The 16,831-nt window shown below is 43.0% G+C and carries 16 protein-coding genes; all 16 read right to left on the bottom strand.

The window, feature by feature from the left end:
- Positions 1-102 precede the first annotated feature (102 nt).
- On the bottom strand, positions 103-660 hold the full coding sequence (gene frr, locus CTER_RS00685) for a ribosome recycling factor (protein WP_004622934.1): 558 nt from the start codon (positions 658-660) through the stop codon (positions 103-105).
- A gap of 111 nt (positions 661-771) precedes the next feature.
- A complete protein-coding gene (gene pyrH / locus CTER_RS00690; protein WP_004622917.1) occupies positions 772-1,479 on the bottom strand; it encodes a UMP kinase in 708 nt (235 codons plus the stop codon).
- Positions 1,480-1,613: 134 nt separating this feature from the next.
- Positions 1,614-2,261 carry a translation elongation factor Ts gene (gene tsf / locus CTER_RS00695; RefSeq protein WP_004622911.1) on the bottom strand — a complete coding sequence of 216 codons (648 nt, stop codon included), beginning with the start codon at positions 2,259-2,261 and terminating at the stop codon, positions 1,614-1,616.
- 202 nt (positions 2,262-2,463) lie between these two features.
- Entirely contained in the window at positions 2,464-3,216 is a 753-nt protein-coding gene (gene rpsB, locus CTER_RS00700; protein WP_004622914.1) for a 30S ribosomal protein S2, read from the bottom strand.
- Between the two features lie 184 nt (positions 3,217-3,400).
- On the bottom strand, positions 3,401-4,744 hold the full coding sequence (locus CTER_RS00705; protein WP_004622919.1) for an MATE family efflux transporter: 1,344 nt from the start codon (positions 4,742-4,744) through the stop codon (positions 3,401-3,403).
- A 223-nt stretch (positions 4,745-4,967) separates the two neighbouring features.
- Positions 4,968-6,689: an AMP-dependent synthetase/ligase gene (locus tag CTER_RS00710; protein WP_004622930.1), complete on the bottom strand. Its 1,722-nt coding sequence runs from the start codon at positions 6,687-6,689 to the stop codon at positions 4,968-4,970.
- Positions 6,690-6,849: 160 nt separating this feature from the next.
- The gene (locus CTER_RS00715) at positions 6,850-7,932 is read right to left on the bottom strand and encodes a hypothetical protein (RefSeq protein WP_004622926.1); all 1,083 of its coding nucleotides are present in this window, start codon (positions 7,930-7,932) and stop codon (positions 6,850-6,852) included.
- Entirely contained in the window at positions 7,919-8,455 is a 537-nt protein-coding gene (locus tag CTER_RS00720) for an RNA polymerase sigma factor (protein ID WP_004622921.1), read from the bottom strand. The genes CTER_RS00715 and CTER_RS00720 overlap by 14 nt, the downstream gene beginning before the upstream one ends.
- A 287-nt stretch (positions 8,456-8,742) precedes the next feature.
- On the bottom strand, positions 8,743-9,285 hold the full coding sequence (locus CTER_RS00725; protein WP_004622933.1) for a dihydrofolate reductase family protein: 543 nt from the start codon (positions 9,283-9,285) through the stop codon (positions 8,743-8,745).
- A gap of 145 nt (positions 9,286-9,430) precedes the next feature.
- Positions 9,431-10,591, bottom strand: a complete 1,161-nt coding sequence (locus CTER_RS00730; RefSeq protein ID WP_004622923.1) for a glycerate kinase — start codon at positions 10,589-10,591, stop codon at positions 9,431-9,433.
- A gap of 20 nt (positions 10,592-10,611) precedes the next feature.
- Complete coding sequence (locus CTER_RS00735; RefSeq protein ID WP_004622936.1) at positions 10,612-11,571, bottom strand: D-2-hydroxyacid dehydrogenase; 960 nt, start codon at positions 11,569-11,571, stop codon at positions 10,612-10,614.
- 95 nt (positions 11,572-11,666) lie between these two features.
- Positions 11,667-12,578 carry a sugar phosphate isomerase/epimerase family protein gene (locus CTER_RS00740; RefSeq protein ID WP_004622931.1) on the bottom strand — a complete coding sequence of 304 codons (912 nt, stop codon included), beginning with the start codon at positions 12,576-12,578 and terminating at the stop codon, positions 11,667-11,669.
- 296 nt (positions 12,579-12,874) lie between these two features.
- A complete protein-coding gene (locus CTER_RS00745; protein WP_004622908.1) occupies positions 12,875-14,185 on the bottom strand; it encodes a hydroxymethylglutaryl-CoA reductase in 1,311 nt (436 codons plus the stop codon).
- Between the two features lie 196 nt (positions 14,186-14,381).
- The gene (locus CTER_RS00750; protein WP_117387107.1) at positions 14,382-15,302 is read right to left on the bottom strand and encodes a hydroxymethylglutaryl-CoA lyase; all 921 of its coding nucleotides are present in this window, start codon (positions 15,300-15,302) and stop codon (positions 14,382-14,384) included.
- On the bottom strand, positions 15,292-16,326 hold the full coding sequence (locus CTER_RS00755; RefSeq protein ID WP_004622915.1) for an alcohol dehydrogenase catalytic domain-containing protein: 1,035 nt from the start codon (positions 16,324-16,326) through the stop codon (positions 15,292-15,294). Before CTER_RS00755 ends, CTER_RS00750 begins: the two co-directional genes overlap by 11 nt.
- Positions 16,327-16,412: 86 nt before the next feature.
- On the bottom strand, positions 16,413-16,831 hold a 419-nt coding region (locus CTER_RS00760; RefSeq protein WP_004622910.1), incomplete at its 5' end, for an RraA family protein.

Raw genomic sequence — 16,831 nt, forward strand, 5'->3', positions numbered from 1 at the left:
TCTCCATTTTGGGAGGAGATGTGATTGTAATTTCCCCGATTTCAAAGCCTTCCTCCCGGGCCAGCTTAAAGGCATCTCCAAGCGTATACCCTATTAGCCGGTTCATACTTCCATTATTTCCTTATCTTTTGCTTCAACTATCCGATCTATTTCAGCAATAAATTTATCGGTGAGATTTTGAATGTCCTTTTCGGCATCCTTTAAATCATCCTCTGTAATTTCACTGCTCTTCTTCTTGGCCTTCATATGCTCTATGGAATCTCTTCTTATGGCTCTGATGGCAACCTTGGCTTCTTCGCCTTCCTTTTTAACCGATTTGGTTAATTCCTTACGCCTCTCCTCTGTGAGGGCCGGAAAAACAAGACGGAGCATCTTTCCGTCATTATTGGGATTAATGCCGATATCAGATTTTTGAATTTCCTTCTCTATATCTTTAAGGAGCTTTGCTTCCCATGGCTGTATCAGAATAACTCTTGCTTCCGGTACTGACACAGTTGCAACCTGTTGAATAGGTGTTGGCGCGCCGTAATAATCAATGGTAATTTTATCAAGTATCTGGGGATTTGCTCTTCCTGCTCTGATGCCTGCAAGATTGTCCTTTAATACATTTATGGTCTTCTTCATCTTTTCTTCAATAGGTCTATAAAGCTCTTTATCCATAATACTCCTCCTAAAAAAATTTGTTGCCAATAAATAAAGATTATCTTCCTGAATATTCCCAGGAATAATTTATACATTCCCTATATATAATACAATTAATCACAAAGGATTTCAATATATTGTAGTACCAATCTCTTCACCCTTGACCGCCCTGATGATATTATCAGGATCATTCAATCCGAATACAAGTGTAGGTATTCCGTTATCCTTACAGAAGGAAGCTGCTGTCAAATCAATGGCACACAGATTTTTATTGAGATATTCCTGATAGCTGATTTTGTTGTATTTAACGGCATCGGGATTTTTTGAAGGATCGGAATCATATATCCCATCAACATTTTTAGCCATAAGTATGGCTTGAGCATCAATTTCAGCCGCTCTGAGAGCTGCTGCCGTATCAGTTGAAAAATAAGGATTTCCCATGCCGCAGGCAAATATTACGATTCTCTTCTTTTCCAGATGTCTTACGGCCTTTCTTCTTACATAGGGTTCGGCTATCTGTCTCATTTCAATGGCAGTCTGGACTCTCACCTGAATTCCCCTCGACTCAAGTGCATCCTGGAGCCCCAGTGAATTTATAACTGTTGCAAGCATCCCCATGTGGTCCGCTGTGGTTCTGTCCATGCCCTTACCGCTTCTGCCTCTCCAGAAGTTACCTCCGCCCACTACGATGGCAATTTCCACTCCCAGATTGTGTACTGCAAGAATTCTGTCGCATATTTCGTTAACAGTGTTGGTATCAATTCCATTGCCTTTTTCACCGGATAAAGCCTCTCCACTGATCTTCAACATTATTCTTCGATATTTTATTTCCGACATGGTTTTCCTCCGTTAGATAAATATATTATTTTTCCAAAAAAGGCCCTAATAAAAGGAACATACAAGCATATGTTCCAAAAGGGGCTGCCACAAAACAAACAGTTTATTTTGTTTTGCAACAGCCCCCTTTATTATTAACCGCCTATTTGTTTCATTACTTCATCAGCGAAGTTTTCTTCTTTCTTTTCTATACCTTCGCCTCTTTCAAATCTAACAAATCTTCTAACAGTGATATTTTCACCAATATGAGCTATTTTTTCCTTGATCAGCTGATCGACTGTAATATCAGGATCCTTAATGAAGGCCTGCTCCATCAAACATTTTTCACCGTAGTATTTATTGATTCTGCCTTCAACCATTTTATCAATGATTTTTTCAGGCTTTCCTTCGTTCCTGGCCTGTGCTCTTAAGATTTCCTTTTCAGCTTCCAATACCGAAGCAGGTACTTCTTCTCTTCTTACGAACTCAGGTTTGCTTGCAGCTATCTGCATTGCAATATCCTTGACCAATTGTTTGAATTCTTCATTTTTTGCAGCAAAGTCGGTTTCAATGTTTACTTCAACGAGAACACCAATTCTTCCGCCGCCATGTATATAAGATTCAACCAAGCCCTCAGCAGCAATTCTTCCCGCTTTGCTGGCAGCTTTGGCTATACCCTTTTCCCTCAAATACTCAACTGCCTTGTCGGCATCGCCGTTTGTTTCGGTGAGTGCCTTTTTGCAGTCCATCATTCCGGCTCCGGTTCTTTCACGGAGCAGTCTTACCATTTCTGCAGTAATCATTTTTATCTCCATTTCCGACATAGGCCAATTGAATTACCCCATGTCATAAATGGGATAAACAATAATTTATCGCCTGTGCCATTAATTATTTAGTAATAGAATAATATACCCGAATAAAATATTAAGTTCATTATCGATTAAGACTAATTACCAGATTGTGTATTAAACACAATCCGGCAATATATCATTTCATCATACTAAATTATTCAGCAGCAGCTTCTACAACTTCCACAGCCTCAACTGTTTCAACAGCAGCTTCAGGTGAAAGTTGTTCACCCTGACGGCCTTCGATAATAGCATCAGCCATTTTTGCCGCAATGAGCTTAACAGCTCTTATAGCATCGTCATTACCCGGAATTACGAAATCAACCTCATCAGGATCACAGTTTGTATCAACTATAGCTACAACCGGAATACCGAGCTTTTTAGCTTCAAGGATAGCATTTCTTTCCTTGCGTGGGTCAACAACGAACATTGCGCCCGGAATCTTCTTCATGTTCTTGATTCCGCCAAGGTTCTTTTCGAGATCTTCCATTTCCTTCTTAAGCTTGATAACTTCTTTCTTGGGAAGAACTTCAAAAGTTCCGTCTGCTTCCATAGCATTTAATTGGTTCAATCTGTCTATTCTCTTGCGAATAGTTTTGAAGTTGGTGAGCATACCGCCCAGCCATCTGTTGTTCACAAAGAACTGTCCGCTTCTGTCGGCTTCTTCCTTAATGGAATCCTGAGCCTGCTTTTTAGTTCCTACAAAGAGAACGTCCTGTCCGCTCATTGCCACTTCTCTTATGAAGAAGTATGCGTCATCCACTTTCTTTACTGTTTTCTGAAGGTCAATGATGTAAATACCATTACGTTCTGTAAAGATGTATTCTGCCATCTTCGGGTTCCATCTTCTTGTTTGGTGACCGAAGTGGACACCTGCCTCCAAAAGTTGTTTCATTGAAATAACTGCCATATTAAAACACCTCCGTTAAAGTTAATACCTCCGCATCCCATGTTATCGTACAACTTAAATATTGACGATTTTATCATTTATCGACACTTTAACAATCCAAGATGCGTGTGTATTTTTCCGCTAGCTAGTATACCACATAGTATGAAATTTATCAATCATTAAATATTAAAAGTTTTGGTGCTGCCTATTCCGTTACAGTCTGATCAGTACGAGCCGGAATATATTTCTCATATTTCCGGCTGAGCACCCTTGCGTAAAAAGGCACCCCTCTCGTAACCCAGTCAAAGCACCAGGCAATCCATATACCCATAATTCCCAGTCTGGTGTACTTTACCAGCAGATATCCCAGCAGAACTCTTACAAGCCACATGCTCAGTATTGATACCACAGTTACATACACAACATCACCGGTACTTCTGAGACAAGCCGGTATAATAAAGGCGGCAGGCCAGAATATAGGTATGCATGCCAGCGTCAGATAGGTTATATGCAGCGCCATGGTCAACACATCATCAGCAGGCTGATAAAGTTTGAGGATATGGGACGAAAATGGCAGGAAGAGCAGTGAAACCCCACCAAGTAAAATCATTGCATATAATGTGAGCCTGTTGATCATTTTCTTAAGTTCCTGCTTGTCGCCTGCTCCCGCATAATAGCCTATTATGCTGACAGCAACTATGGAAACGGCACCGCCGGGAATGTTTATAATTGAATTCAGCGAGCCTGCAATACTGTTGGCCGCAAGAGAAGCCGTTCCAAGAGACGCCACAATTGCCTGAACCAGCAGCTTGCCTCCGTTAAACACAAGGCTGTCCAGACCTGCTGGAACCCCTATATATAAAACAGGCTTCATTATCTTGAAGGATACCTTGAAGGAAGCCGACCTGATATGTATTTTGGGGCTCCCCAGCAAATGGAAGAGCAATACCACCGCACCCACAAGTCTGGCCGAAATCAGGCCCAAGCCTGCACCCAGCACTCCCAGGTCAAGCTTGAAAATACATATGGCTCCCACTCCGAGATTTACAAGGTTGGAAATAACTATTGACGTCATTGAAGCAATAAAATTATTATTGGCACGCAATACACCTGTAAAAACATTAAATAGTCCCAACAGGGGATATGATATTGCAGAGCAGACCAGATATGTCCAGGCCGCCGATTTTACAACCGGTTCGGCTCCTCCGAACATGAATCCTATGATTTGCTGTCCGAAAACAAAGAGTCCCAGCCCCGTCAAAGCAGAGAGTAAAAAAACCGATACGATTGATTGCGCTGCCGTATTTGAAGCCTTTTCCTGGTTGCCCGCACCCAGATGCTGTGCAATTACCACTGTCGCTCCCGTTGCTACCGAAAGGAACAGATTCATTGCGACAAAGTTGATGGAATCCACGATACCCACGGCTGATACTGCAAAAGCTCCAAGTCCGCTTACCATCATGGTGTTGACAACTCCTATAGCTGTGGAAAGAAACTGCTCAACAAATGCAGGAAAGAAGAGACGCATCAGTTCTTTTTTAGAAAACAATTATATCACGGCCTTTAATATAAAATTGCATAAACTAGTGTGTAAATAAAATTTTGTATAATGTATAAATTTTTATGCATTTTATAATTGTAAATCTATAGAAGAATAACCTCAACCGATGAATACCTGTCTACCGGCTGTTATATTGTGAAATCCTTCAAAATGCTGACATTTATTAAAGATTCCAAAGTATTTAACCACCTTCGAAAGAGTACGGCAAATATTAACCCTCAACATTTTCGGGACAATAACGCTTTATTTTTTTTGTTGTGGTTTTAATAAATTCACTTTCACGCAGCGTAAATTTCCTTATGCGCCTGTATATAGGCAGATCTTTATTTATACTTTTTACAATCTCATTAAACAGCTTCAGCAGTTCATCCTTCGTCAGACTTACTCCCTTGAACTTTTCCTTTATATATTCAAGGTTTGGCAATATATGCGCATGAATATGCGTTTCTCCTGTTGTCCGGTCAATTTCACCCGAAACAAGGGATTCCTGTACACAGGGATTCTTGTTTATGGAAGCTTCCAATTCCTCGGGGTATACGTTTTTGCCGTTATTTGTAATAATGATATTTTTACTTCTTCCTGTTATATATACATAACCGGACTTGTCCACCATTCCGAGATCACCGGTATGGAACCAGCCATTAATAAGATTTCTGCCGGTTTCTTCCTCATCCTTGTAATAGCCCAGCATAACATTTTCACCTTTTACAAGGATTTCACCCACACCATTTTCATCAGGATTGTTTATTTTAACTTCCACACCCGGCAAGGCTTTACCCACACTGCTGTCCCTGTACTCATGATCCCTGTTTCCCGTGACCAGAGGGGCACATTCGGTCAGACCATACCCCTGTAAAACCTTTATACCCATACGTCTGAATCCTTTGGAAACAGAGGGGTCTATTGCCGCGGCACCGGTCAATATGAGCCTCAGCCTTCCTCCTACGTTGTCATGCACCTGCTTGAATACCCTATTTGCAATGTCAATGCGGAAGAGATGATTTAATATGGCCGTTATAATTAAAGCCAACTTGAGCTTCAACCTGCCGAATTTTTGTTTTCCTGCCTGGGTCCATATCTTCTTATAGAGATTTTCCAGTATCAAGGGCACGACTACAAGAACTGTAGGCTTCATTTCCTTTAAATTCCTGGCTATATGCTTTAAACCTTCATTGAAGGATATTGTGGCTCCCGAATAAATAAAGGCCAGAAACCCGATGGTGCATTCATAGGTGTGATGCATGGGAAGAATGGACAAAGAAGTATCATTTGTATCAACCAGAACGGTTGAACGTACTGAAACCACATTTGAACAAATATTTCTGTGACTCAGCATCACTCCCTTGGCAAGTCCGGTGGTCCCGGAGGTGAACAGCAGCACTGCCAGAGCATCTCTGTCTATTTCGGCAGCAACGTAATCAAGCCTGTCCAAAGCTAAAAGTTCTTTTCCCCTTTCAACCAGACCTTTAAAGGACAAATAGAAATCACTGTCCCGGCTTTCATCCATGTTTATAAAATATTTTACAGACTGTATCTCAGCCGAAAGCTTTTTCATACAGTCGTTATGTTTACCGGAATATATGATGGCATCGGCATTACATCTGCCAAGTATATTATTTATTTCAGAAATGTGCAGCTCTCTGTCTATTGGAACAACAATGCCGGCCCCGCCTGTGACAGCCAGATATGACACACACCATTCATACCTGTTTTCTCCAATAACGGCTATGCATTTGCCCTTGAGGCCGAGCTCCAGCAATGCAGTTCCCAATGCATCAACATCGGCTTTAAACTGCGAATAGCTGATATTTTCAGTAACCCCGCCATTATTTAAAATAAAAGCGGCCTTACTTCCATACAGCAATACACTTTGATTTAACATATCCTTCAAATTTACTACAGTTCTTACATTATATAGTGCCTGTTTTCCCATGTTTCCACCTCATATATCCTGGTTAAAAGTATCAATATAAATGAACTATAGCATACTAAAATATATCAGGCAATTAAACTCAGAAATTTATTTTTTTATTGCCAAACGGCCTGCGATTTTTACTTGTTAATAAGTCGCAGGCCGTCAGAAATTAAACTAATTATTTTTGTATCTGTATTACTTTTCCAGTAATTCCTCCCATCTCATCCCTTGTGAATTGGACTACCGACATTTTGCCTTCTTCTTCGGTTACAAACAGATTTCTTGAAATGCCATTTTTATCAAAAGTAACTTCCTTCACAGACTCAGGTATAACTACACCGCCTTTAAGTTCCTCTTCAAGTTCCACGTCCTGTGAATTGCCGCCTTTACTGCCAAAATCGGCCGAACTCTTTGCAGAATCACTCTGTGAGCCAGAGGAAGCTTCGTCTCCCAATAATTGTTTCAGATATTTCCCGGCCTTCTCATGATCTGCCTTTTTCACGTCCAGAGGCAGGTCGAACAATACGTTTACCCCGTCAAATTCAGCCTTCGGACTGACTTCGCCAGTTTTTTCGTCATAGTCGAATGCATTAATATCAAAAAATCTTGTGGTGCTGACACAGAGATACAGTCCCCTGTCCGCAAACATTTCTACTCCATCGCATTCTATAAGCCTGTACATGACCCCGTCAACCACACATTCACTGTAGCCTCCGTTCATGGAGGCTATATTCACCTGCCAGGGCTTCTGACCCTTTATAAGGGGGGATATAAAGAAGGGAACCTGCCCATAGGCTTCATCGCTTGTCCCGGGCATCTTGCCGCCGTCGGTTTTGGCAATGGACACTACCGCATAGGTCCTGTCCGGATTGATATCCTGCAATGCTGAACCTTTGAATCCACTCAGGTTCTTACCTGTTGTTATTCCTAATAGAGTGATATTATAGCCGTGTGAAGCAATTGTCTTATTTATTTCAACGGCATCTTTTGCCTCAAAGGCCTCTGCAAGCTGTGTATTTCCAAACTGTTCAGCCACCTGTCTGGCACTGAGCAGCTGCCACGCTGCAAAAGCAGTGGCCGACATCGCAATCGTAATAACTGCTGCTATGATCACTCCAATTAATCTTTTTCTAAATATGGCCTTCATGGTATGTGTCTCCTTAAACCGGTCAATTATATTTTTGTTTAACTCTTCACTGGGCTCCTCACTTGAAGAAAGAGCCTGCTTTAAAATATTGTCCACCTGTTCAAAATTTTTCATATATTTCAGCCTCCTCCAGAGTACTTTTTAATATTTTGCGAGCCTTATAAAGTCTGCTTTTCACAGTTCCCTGCGGGATTTTTAATGCCGCTGCTATGTCCTCATTTGACATTCCGGCCGTGTAATACATATACAAAGGTATTCTTAATTTATCGTTAAGTTTATCGGCTGCATTTTGTATGGCGTGCCGCAGCTCCCTGGATACGGCTATGTTCTCCGGAGATAGTTTTTCACTTGATATATAACTGCTGCTTATATTTTCATTCAACTCCTCTACCGGAGCCAACCTGTTCCTTCTTGCATGCTTCCTGCGGTTATTCCTCCAAAGTCTTACTGCAATTGAAATAAGAAATCCCCTGGGATTATTGTTCTTGTCAATTTTATGGCACAGTTCCATGGCCTTTAAAAAGGTTTCCTGGTATAGATCATCGGTATCGGCTCTGTTTTTTGCAAGTTTGTGGCAGAAACCGTAAACCGCATTGCCATGCAAGCTGACAAACTCGTTTAAATCTGTAATATCCAAGTGCTGTCTCCTTTCAAACAATTGTTTTTTTAATTAATTTCTTAAAGTTTTTTCATTGCATTTGATATTGGTTTCAGGAATTTGGTTTCTGAATGGCCATTCACTTATATATTGTCATAACAAATCAAATGGTTCACTTTTAAATGCTTTTTTATATTGCAGGACAAAAACAGGCTGCTGCAAACCAATCCCATGTAATTGGTTTGCAGCAGCCGCCTAAAATTATTATACAACTGTAAACAGTTTAAAATTTTCTTAATTGATCAGTTTATTCAAGTTTTATTGTATTAAAGCACAGGCGCGCCTTTATAATCATATTGAAGTTCTGCAAATTGATTAAACCGCCTTACGCTCTTGAGCTCCAGATCCATTTCAATATCATTTTCCTTGAATAACGGAATTCCTCTGCCAATCAGTGCCGGGGCAAAAGTTACAATAAATCTGTCTACCAATCTTTCCTTTATGAAATAGGAAAGAAGCTCCCCTCCGCCAACAATCCAGATATCCCCGCCTTCCTGCCCTTTAAGCTTTTTCACGAAGGCCGGTATGTCCTCATTCATAAACTCAACATAGTCATTTTTTCCCTTCAGACTTTTTGAAAAAACATAACATTTTTTATCTTTGTAAGGAAAGTTTCCATTTTCATGTTTCATAATCCAATCATATGTCCGTCTGCCTAAAAGGACGGTGTCAATTGTCTCGTAAAACCCGCCATAACCATTATCACCTTCACCTTCTGTTTTTAACAGCCATTCAAGTGATTCACTCTCATCTGCAATGAATCCGTCCAAACTCGTGGCAATATACAGAATTAGTTTTCTGTTTGTCATGTAACCCCTCTCAAATGAAAATATATTTGTTTTAAGTCTATACCCGGTATAACCTATAAGCATTTATTTCAATATATATTTAAACATATAGTAAATAAATTATACAACACTACCGCATATAATACTAATATATCTAATTCTATATCTAACTCTTTTTTGCCTTTGCCCTTGAATATATTTTCAGCATAAGTCTTGCTATTGAATAGGAGGCCTGGGTTAACATCTGCGGAGAGGAACGGATGGCCTCCTCTAAAGTCATGGGAGCGATTATATTACTAAATGCGGCGTCAACTCCATGTTCATATATTTTCTGATATCCTTCCATCAATGAACCTGATAGACAGACTACAGGCACACCACACTTTTCAGCCACTTTGGCAAGTCCCGCAACAACCTTGCCATTTGCTGTCTGGCTGTCGGTCCTGCCCTCTCCGGTTATGAGCAAATCACAATTCCTGACGGCCTCCTCAAAATTACAGCTGCTGATAACCATATCTATGCCGGAGCACAGCCTGGCGTTGTTCAAAAAGGCCAGCAGGCCGCCGCCAAGGCCTCCGGCGGCACCGCTTCCCGGAATGTCAGCAATATCTTTACCAAGATCTCTTTTGATAACTTCGGCAAAATGTCTCAACCCTTGGTCAAGAAACTCTATTGTTTCTGCATCGGCACCTTTTTGAGGTCCATATATATAAGCAGCTCCGTTTGGCCCGTATAATGGATTATTTACATCGCAGGCAGTTATGATCTCAATTCCGTCTATTTCTTTTATAAAGCCACTTGAATCAATTCCTGCCACTTCACACAAATATTTTCCGCCCTGACCCAACAGTTTATTTTGCCCGTCGTAGAATTTATATCCCAGGGCCTGCGCCATCCCCATACCGCCATCATTGGTCACACTTCCGCCGATGCCCAGGTTTATTTTTCGGCACCCAAGATTTCTGGCAGCCAATATCAATTCCCCCACACCGTATGTGGTTGTGTACAGAGGGTTGAGTTCCTCTTTTTTGACCAGCATGATTCCTGAGCATGCGGCCATTTCAATAACAGCTGTTTTTCCATCCCCTGAAATGCCGAAAAAGGAGTCCATTTCCTCCATAAACGGGCCATGAACCCGCTGTTTTATTATTTTGCCGCCGGTTGCGGCAACAATAGCCTCAACCGTGCCCTCACCGCCATCGGCAGCGGGAATCTTTATTACCTCGATATCTTTATCGGCCTGCTTTATACCGGCTTCTATAAATTCAGCCACTTCCAGAGCAGTCAGATTACCTTTAAACGAATCAGGTGCAACCACGATTTTCATTGGATCATCCTTTCACCCTCTTACGGGTTCACTACATTTACCGGACTGCCGGACAAAAACGCCTTCAAATTATCGACTGCGATGTTCATCAGTCTGTTTCTGGATTCCCTTGGTGCCCAGGCTATATGGGGTGTAATAATACAATTTTGGACTTTGAGCAATACATTGCCGCTGCCGATGGGCTCGGTTGACACAACATCCAGCGCCGCTCCTGCCACCTTTCCGGAATTAAGAGCCTTCGCCAGATCCTGTTCCACCACCAGGGGACCTCTGGACGTATTTATGATCATTACCCCATCCTTCATTTTTGCAATATTTGTTTTATTTATTATGCCCTGGGTTGAAGGAAACAGCGGACAGTGCAGTGAGATAACGTCCGACCCTGCAAACAGTTCATCCAACCGGGCATATTTCAGCTCGTCATTTTCCAGTTTGGGATCGAAAAACTGGTCATAGGCCAGCACCTTCATACCCATGGCCTGAGCAATCCTGGCAGCTGCCTGCCCTATTCTGCCAAAGCCGATAATGCCGAAAGTTTTACCGGCAAGTTCAACCAGAGGATAATTCCAGTAGCAGAAATCAGGGCATTTCGTCCAATCACCCTTATGTACACTGTCACTGTGGGCCCCGACATGATGACAAAGCTCTAAAAGCAGTGCAAAGGCGAATTGAGCCACTGCAGCAGTACCATAGGTAGGTATATTTGTCACAGGTATGCCTCTGGACTTTGCGTACTCGGTATCAACCACATTATAGCCTGTGGCCAGTACACCTACAAACCTTATTTCAGGACACCTGTCAAAGGTTTCCCTTGTCAGCGGTGTCTTGTTTGTAAAAATAATTTCGGCATTGCCGATCCTCTCAACAATCTTATCTGCCGGAGTCCTGTCATATACCGTCAGTTCTCCGTGCTCCTCCAATCCCGACCAGCTTATGTCACCCGGATTAAGAGTATATCCGTCCAGTACTACTATTTTCATAATCGCCCTCCTCGTAATAACCTGCAAGAACAAAACCGCTACGCTACTTTTGTTCTTCGCTGTGGATAAATCTGCAGATTATACTATATGTGACCTCAAACTCTTGACCAGGCCAGATCCAATACCCTCTTTGCATTTGCCACGACAATATCCGGATCCTCATCGCCCCAGGGCTTTACCTCAAAGCTGACTATTGGCCTGCGCTCTTCGCTGATGAAACCGATCTGCATCAGTATTCTCAAATATGCAGTCAATTCATCCACATCATTTTCCGAATCGGGAAAGCCGAAACGCGGATGTGTATCTCCATAGGCCTCGCAGGATGGGTCCTTTATGACGGTGTTGCCCATATGTGCGTGTATTATATAGTCTTTTATGGGAAGCAGATTTTCTTCAAGTGTTTCATGAATCATCGGGATATGGGACAGATCCACCATTAAACCGAAATTATCAAATTCCGAAGTCATGTCCCGTGCAAATCGTTCTGCAAGCTCAACAGGGCCGATGATGGACTTCTTGTCTATATCGTAGTCAAAGACTTCCAGCGCTACTTTCATACTGCCCTTGCTCCTGGCATAGCTGCACAATTCCTTTGTGGATTTAATCAAAGCCTGATAGGACTGCTCCTTTGTTTCCTCCAGATATTTGCCTGATAAAAAGGCAAAACCTGAAGCTCCCATTTCATACGCCTCATCAATTCCATCCTTCAGATTTGCAACAGCTGCCATCCTTTTGCTCTCATCCAGGTCGTTTATATTCATGCCGGTAGTGAGCAATCTGGGCTGTCCCCCGTAAGCCACCGTCATATGGGAACTGTCCAGCATTTTCCTGACATTCTTTCTTGTCTGCGGGTCTTTGATCCAGGTTAACTCGATTGCATCAAAGTAACTGTCTGCAGCAATCTTTTTCACCGTCTCTTCAATAGGCCCTTCACCTTTCATTGTGGCGGGATAGGCCATAAAATGAATCAGGCCCACCTTCATATACTTTTTTATGGATTCGTACATATTAACCTCCATGAGCCGCAATAGCGGCCACAAAACTGTAATGAAATCTTTTCACTCCCTCATCCGCTATAAGGCGAATAAAGGAGGTTAATTGGCCATGTGCACTTTCAAAGTATTGGTAAATACTTTGAATATTTCGCACGGCCATAAATTCACAGGTTTGCTTGGAAGACAAACGCAAGTGAAGTCTTTCAAGCTAACCTCCATGAGCCACATTTGTGGCCACAAAATGTAATGAAAACTTATATCCTTTATCGCAATGTGACGAATAAAGGAGGGTTAACCGGCCATACACACTAGGCTTCCTCGCCTCTTGCAAGCTTGACATGGGAATCTGCCATTTCATACCCAGCCGCCTGGGCACAGGCAGTGTTCAACTCAAGCGCCGTTACGGCTGTCGCCGCAATTTCAGCCAATCTCAGTACATTCACATTATCGTCCACACTCTTTCCGAAACCTCCGCAGCCGATGAGCCTTAAGGCTTCCCTTGCAGTTCCGAACATTGTGCCCCCTCCGATGGTTGCCAGCTCCATGCAGGGCAGGGAAACCATAAAATGGACACCGCCTTCGGCTGCATCAGCCTGCACAAAGCAGCTGGAGGAGGAAATGACATGTGCCAGATCCTGTCCGGTGGCCGCGTAAAATGCCGCCACCGCATTTGCCGCATTTACATTGAAGCCGGCTATGGTTCCGCTGTAGCAGGAGCCCAGATAGCATTTATGGAAAACTGTCTTCTCAACACTTCTGGCGTTTACTCCTTTTTTAAATACGGCCTTTAAAACCTCATCCGGAATGAATACCTCGGTCTGTATGGATTTTCCGCGGCCGTTCAATACATTGATATGGGAGGATTTTTTATCCGAGCAAAGATTACTGCTTATAGTTATAAGCTTCCATTGTGGCATTTTTGCCAGAATCCCTCTTGTAATATCTGCCGAAGCTTTTGTCACACCGTTCATCCCCATTGCATCACCTGTTTTAAAGGTCATTCTCAGGAATACTTTGGTACCCAGCTGATAGGGATCGATCTGCTCAAGCCGTACAAAGGGGTCCCTTGACAGCACGGCCAGTTCCTTGAACAGCACCTTATCCGTTAATATCTGTCTGCAGAATCTTCTGGCCTCGGCGATATTGGGAGCTTCTATCAAAGGTGCTCTGGTCATTCCATCAAAATGCACCAGTGTGTTCAGCCCTCCTGCCATATTAATTGCCTTGATTCCCCTTTGAACTCCCGCAACCAGAGCTGCCTCGTTGGTGGCAAGCGGAATATATACCTTTTCATCCACAAACTGTCCGTTGATTTTTACAGGGCCGGCTATTCCCATGGGTATGGTGGCCGCACCTATTTTCCCTTCAATTCCGGCCAGGATTCTGTCCCCTCCAACCAGTGAACAGTTGTCCAGGCGGGTATTTTTTATAATATCAAGGCTGGCTCCCGTTGCTTCCTCAACTGCTTCACAACGGACATAAGCCGCATCATTGCATGCTTCCCTTATATTCTCCGGATCTGCTCCATAGACCTGGATGAAAATGACACTCTCAAGGTTCTGGCTTTTAATCTCTCCGGATATGTATTTTTTCTTTATGTCCAACAACTTTGCATTCATTTTTAAACTGCCCCCTTTATAACTCCGGCTCTTTTAGAGCCTGTTTTATATCTGCTTGTGTCCGGCATCTCAGGTGGATTTTGTGTCAGGCAAGGCAAATTTTTGAAGTAATAATTTGTTTATTGCAAGAAAATTTAACGTGGCATGGTGCAAAATCAGCCAGAATGACGGGCACAATGAGATATTGAACAGGCTCTTATACACACCTGCTATGCAAAAGTGTGCTCAAGGTTTGAGCATACTCCCCTGCCTCATAAATCTGTTTCAGATCTATTCCTGTTTCAATTCCCATCCGTTGGAACATCTCCACCAGTATTTCAGTCTGACAGTTTCCCTTGGCACCGGGTGCATAAGGACAGCCTCCAAGGCCTCCGGCTGCGCCGTCAAATATTCTGATACCGGCCTCGAAGGATGCCAGGTTATTGGCAAATTCAAGACCGTGGTATTTATGATAGTGAACAGCAAGCTTTGCTCCGGTAAGTTTTTCGTTTATCATTTTTGGGATTTCATATGCCGAAACCGGATTTGCCATTCCGGTTGTATCTCCAAGTGAAATTTCATAAGAGCCGTACTCTTCCAGTTTCAATGCTATCTCAAGAGCCCTTTGGGGACTCATTTCCCCTTCGATGGGACACCCGAAGACAGTTGCTATATATGATCGTACCTTAACACCGTTTTTTGCCGCAACTTTATTTATTTGTTCTATTTCTTTAAGAGAATCTCCGGTACTCATGTTAAGGTTCTTTTTATTGTGGCTTTCACTGGTACTCATGATGGTGACCACTTCCTTCAAGCCGCATTCCATAGCTAATTCAAGCCCTTTTAAATTAGGGATCAATGCGTTATATGTGACACCTTCCTTTTTCCTTATACCGGCCAGAACTTCCTTGCTGTCGGCCATCTGCGGCACCCACCTGGGATGTACGAAGGAAGTGACCTCTATTCTTTTGCATCCCGCATCCGTCAGCCTATTTACCAGTTCAATCTTCTTTTCAGTGGGTATGAATACCGGTTCGGGCTGCAGGCCGTCCCGGGGACCCACCTCAAAAATACTGACCTCTTTGCAGTTGTGATTTGCTATCATCTTTACACCTTCTTTTTCTATATTAAAGCTCAAAAATTATTCTTCCTGTTACACCTCTAAAATCGGCTATGGCCTGCTCAAAATTTTCAAGCTCTGTTACCTTCCCAATGTAATTGTCCAACCCGATCCTGCCGGTGCTCAATATGGACAGTACGGTTTCCCAGCTTTCGAACATCCTCCTGCCGAATATCCCGGTAACATTCAGTTCCTTGTACACCACACCGTACATATAATTGTTAAAGGTCAGCGGCTTTGGCACCATTCCCACATGAACAAGGGTTCCTGCCACCTTTAAAGCCTCAACGCTCTTATTTATTACGTCTTCGTTTCCGGTCATATCTATGATCGAAGCAACCCCTACTCCATTTGTTTCCCTCATTATAGCCTGCACAAAATCCTCCCTGGAACCATTGATGGCCACATCTGCACCAAGGCGTCTGCTCTCTGCAAGCCGCAGCTCATTATTGCCCATGGCAAAGATTTTGGTACTGCCTAAAAATTTTGCAAGCTCAACAGCCATCAATCCGATGGTGCCCATTCCCAAAATGGCTATGCTGCTGCCGGAGGGATTTGCTTTTGAAAGGGCATGCATGGCTGTGGTAAAAGGTTCCAGCAGTGCACCCTGCCTGTAGGTTAAGGAATCGGGAAGTTTAACTGCCGCTATTTCAGGAATTTTTATGTATTGGGCAAAACACCCGTCGAAGCTCCTGCCTATCACGCCCATATTGTTCCTGCAGATGTGCTGGTTACCGGTCCTGCAGGTATTGCAGCAGCCGCAGGGAATATGTGTCTCGCCTGCAACCCTGTCCCCGGCCCGGATACCCTTTACATCTGCACCTGCCTCAATCACAAGCCCTGAAAATTCATGGCCCATGGTAAACGGCAGTTTATAATGGGCATTCTGGACCAGCTGCGTCCATTCATATACATCCACATCCGACCTGCACAGGGCGGATGCCTTGACCTGTACAAGGACTTCATTCCTTCCTGGCCTGGGAATTTCCAACTCAACAAACTGTGCTCCGGGCTTTCCGGCTGTTTTTTGTATGGCTTTCATAGAAACCCCCTTTCTTAAATTTTACAAAACAGGCTGTTTCAGTATAAGATAATGTAACAGCCGTTTTTGTATGGAATACTGAAAAATTATCTGTTTCTTTCAAGAGTGGCATCAGGTTCAAAACCCAATTTTTCATAGTGCGAAGATCTTGTGGCAATATCCTCTTCCAGCTGCAATCTGGCAAATTTAATGACATCTTCGGCAACTTCATATGGTATGACCAGAACACCGTCATCGTCTGCGCATATGATATCTCCTGGTTTTACGGTCACTCCCGCACAATGAACCGGTATGTTTCTGGCTCCTCCGCGGGCACGTCCGTATACATGGTTGTAGGTTCTCTGGGTACAGAATACATTTGCCTTTTCAAGATTTGTTTCATACGAATCTCTGCAGGCCCCATCTATTACAGCACCTTCAATTCCCCTTATCATCATGTTCATTGCTATTTCCGAGCCCCATATGCCTCCCACGATGCCTTCCATGTCAATGACCACAACCATGT

Origin of the sequence: Ruminiclostridium cellobioparum subsp. termitidis CT1112, assembly GCF_000350485.1 — a bacterium.
In the GTDB taxonomy this organism is placed as follows: Bacteria; Bacillota; Clostridia; order Acetivibrionales; family DSM-1351; genus Ruminiclostridium; species Ruminiclostridium termitidis.